Source organism: Mucilaginibacter paludis DSM 18603 (assembly GCF_000166195.2).
In the GTDB taxonomy this organism is placed as follows: domain Bacteria; phylum Bacteroidota; class Bacteroidia; order Sphingobacteriales; family Sphingobacteriaceae; genus Mucilaginibacter; species Mucilaginibacter paludis.
Map to the genome: position 1 here is coordinate 6,926,872 of NZ_CM001403.1, position 3,000 is coordinate 6,929,871.

Annotated in this window: 4 protein-coding genes; all 4 read left to right on the plus strand. The window is 43.6% G+C overall.

The genetic code is table 11. The features are described 5' to 3' along the window. Nucleotides 1-1,042: outer membrane beta-barrel protein (locus tag MUCPA_RS29365; RefSeq protein ID WP_008511499.1), on the plus strand; the 1,042-nt coding region annotated here is incomplete at its 5' end. Between the two features lie 16 nt (nucleotides 1,043-1,058). Next, a complete protein-coding gene (yihA, locus tag MUCPA_RS29370; protein ID WP_008511452.1) occupies nucleotides 1,059-1,706 on the plus strand; it encodes a ribosome biogenesis GTP-binding protein YihA/YsxC in 648 nt (215 codons plus the stop codon). Between the two features lie 232 nt (nucleotides 1,707-1,938). Beyond that, complete coding sequence (locus MUCPA_RS29375) at nucleotides 1,939-2,793, plus strand: UbiA-like polyprenyltransferase (RefSeq protein WP_008511454.1); 855 nt, start codon at nucleotides 1,939-1,941, stop codon at nucleotides 2,791-2,793. Then, on the plus strand, nucleotides 2,781-3,000 hold a 220-nt coding region (locus MUCPA_RS38430), incomplete at its 3' end, for a cyclic nucleotide-binding domain-containing protein (RefSeq protein ID WP_040626648.1). The genes MUCPA_RS29375 and MUCPA_RS38430, both read left to right, overlap by 13 nt.

The following is a 3,000-nucleotide window of genomic DNA, read 5'->3' on the forward strand; positions in this document are numbered from 1 at the left end:
AGAAAGTGTACACCCCGGCATCACTTATAACATCACTAAAAAAATAACATTGGTAGCCGGCCTTTCAACACAATGGCAACAAATTGATAACCAATTCAATAAAAACATACCAGATCTTAACCAAAACTATCTTTTTATATTGCCCAACCTCAGGTTAAGCCTGGGCGATATGACGCTAAGTTACGATGCCAACATATCGCAACCCAGCATTAACGATTTGCAGCCTATTAAATATGTGTATAGCCCGGTATCAAGCTATACAGGCAATCCCGATTTAAAACCAACTAAAAGGAATAATTTTTCGGCCAATTATTACAGCTACAAGCCCGAGAGCCAGGTTAACACCAGCGTGTACAGCAATTTTACCCTTGAGGAAAACAGTGTTTACCGGCGACGCACCATTAGCAGCGTAGGCGCATCTACAAGTTCTCCGGTTAACCGTAACGGACAGTATAATGGTTCGCTTGGATTTAACATCGGTAAAAAATTTAAAAAAATTAACGATATCACTATTGGAGTTTCAACCAACATTTTTAGTTATGTATACCACAATTTTTTTCAGCTCAACCAGGACGAAGGCTTCCAGAACAATTATTCCATAAGTGCTTCCGGGCGGCTGTCTGTCAATTGGAAGGATATTATCGAGTTTGAACCTGCTTACTCCATAAACCGTAACATTACTACGTACACAGGCGTTAATTACAATAATGTGGCTTATACGTCGCACAGTGTTGATACCCATTTCATGAGCCACCTACCCGGCAAAATCGATATTGAAGGCAGTTATAATTACACTTATAACCCACTGGCCAGCGCTGGATTTCAAAAAAGTATTAATTTGGTTAGCATGAGCCTTGCCCACCAGTTGCTCAAAAAAGACCGGGGCGAAATCAAGCTTTCCTGCTACGATATTTTTAACCAAAATGTGAGCGCCTACCAATACGCCGGGGCAAACTCTATTACCGATGTTCAATCGCAAATTATAAAAAGATATTTCCTTTTAACATTGCTGTTTAAGTTTAACAAGGCAATAACTAAATAAGCATTAACTTTGCGGCATGATTGTAAAAAGTGCCGATTTTGTTTGCAGCAACACCCAGGTATCAAAACTACCACCGGCTGTAAAGCCCGAGTATGCTTTTATTGGCCGCTCTAACGTTGGTAAATCATCGTTAATTAATATGCTGGTTGATAAAAAGGGCCTTGCCAAAACATCGCAAACACCGGGTAAAACCCAGTTGATTAATCATTTTTTGATTAACGATAACTGGTACCTGGTGGATTTACCCGGATACGGTTACGCCCGGATATCGAAAAGTAAAAAGGAAGACTGGAATAAATTTATACGTACTTACCTGGATAAGCGCGAAAGTTTGCAAACGGTTTTTGTGCTGATAGACAGCCGCCTTGAGCCGCAAAAAATAGACCTTGAATTTTGCAACTGGCTTGGCGAAAAAGGACTATCGTTCGCCTTGATCTTCACCAAGGCCGATAAGCAGTCGCGCGTTAAAACCGACCAGAATGTGAGCGCCTTTAAAAAAGCCTTACTCACCACATTTGAGGATATACCAACTATTTTCATTACCTCGGCCGAACTACAAACCGGCCGCGAAGAGGTTTTGAATTTTGTTGGATCGATTAATAATAATTTTGATTACAAAGCCGCCGCCGCCATGTTTGGTGGCGGGAAAAATCAGGGAGTTTAGTTAGGAGTATAGCGCAGAATACGCCCCCCCGCTTTTTGCAATTCGAGCCAGTAAAGGAGGCTCCCCTCTCGAGAGGGGAATCGCGCGGGCCGCCGCTTTTGCAATTTGGGCCAGCGAAGGAGGCTCCCCTCTCGAGAGGGGCAAGGGGTGTGTTTTGTGAGATAGAAAAGAGATCACTATTTAAAGCACAACATATAATCCCCCTTTAAACAGAGGGCAACTTTTAACAAATATGAAAAAATACCTCTCATTAGTCACCTTCTCGCATACCATCTTTGCCATGCCGTTTGCCATCATTGGCTTCTTTTTGGCAGTGACTACCACCAACCACCCGTTTGAGTGGCAAAAGCTGGTTTGTATGCTGATGTGCATGGTTTTTGCGCGTAACTCGGCCATGGCGTTTAACCGCTACCTGGACCGGGATATTGATGCCAAAAACCCGCGTACCAAAGTGCGCGATATACCGGCAGGCAGGTTAACCGCGCAAGCCGCATTAACCTTCACGCTGATTAACTGCGCCCTGTTTATAGCCACCACCTGGTTTATTAACAGCCTGTGTTTCTACCTGTCACCGGTGGCCTTGCTGGTTGTATTGGGTTACAGCGCAACCAAACGCTTTACCGCCCTTTGCCATTTAGTGTTGGGCCTTGGTCTGTCGTTAGCCCCTATTGGCGCGTACCTGGTAGTTACCGGCCAATTTGCACTGTTGCCTATATTTTTCTCGCTATCTGTTTTATGCTGGGTAAGCGGCTTCGATATTATTTACGCTCTGCAAGATGAGGATTTTGACCGTGCCGAGAAGCTGCACTCCATCCCCGCCTACCTGGGTAAGATAAACGCGCTCCGCCTATCTACTTTTTTGCACGTACTCTCGGCCATATTTATTATGCTGCCTGCTGTTTATACCGTTGTGGGCTGGCCCTATTACTTAGGTATCGTTTTCTTTTGCAGCATGCTAATCTATCAGCACATGCTGGTTAAACCGAACGATTTAAGCCGTGTAAATTTCGCCTTCATGACTACCAATGGCATAGCCAGCGTGGTGTTTGCCGTATTTTTTTTAATTGACAGGTTATGGGTACGCTAATTGAGAACAAGTTTGGCCTCTTCAGGAAATACCTGGAAGCATTTATAATTTTAAATGATGAGGAATGGCAAATTTTTCAATCGCACCTGCGGTTTAAAAATCTGCATAAAAAAGAACTTTTTTCACAGGCCGGAACGGTTTGTAACGATATTGCCTTTATTGTATCGGGCCTGGTACGTTATTTTGTGGTGAAGGATGGCCAGCAGA